The following is a 336-nucleotide window of genomic DNA, read 5'->3' as shown; positions in this document are numbered from 1 at the left end:
CATCTGCCACGTGCTGGCCCGTCACTACACCCGCCTGGCGCCGGACCAGGCGACCCTGGCCGGACTGGTGCACCAGATCGGCGTGCTGCCGATCCTCACCTACGCCGAGGATCACAACGAGCTGCTGTCGGACTCCATCAGCCTGAGCCATGTGATCGAGCGCATCCATCCGCTGATCGGCGAGCGCATTCTCAAGGCCTGGGATTTCCCCGCGCCGATCGCCGAGGTCCCGCGCCAGCACCTGGACTTCGCCCGCAACTCGCCGCGCGCGGACTATACCGACCTGGTCCAGGTCGCCACCCTGCAGAGCTACCTTGGCAGCGAGCATCCCTATAC

General features: G+C 66.7%; 1 protein-coding gene. It reads left to right on the top strand.

Features of this window, described 5'->3' with window-relative positions:
- A partial coding sequence (locus ACLJNW_RS23865) for an HDOD domain-containing protein (protein WP_410961176.1) occupies positions 1–336 on the top strand: 336 nt, incomplete at both ends.

The sequence above is a fragment of the Salmonella sp. SAL4457 genome (assembly GCF_046548235.1).
Classification (GTDB): Bacteria; Pseudomonadota; Gammaproteobacteria; order Enterobacterales; family Enterobacteriaceae; genus Salmonella; species Salmonella enterica.
This window is presented reverse-complemented; position numbering and strand designations above follow the sequence as displayed.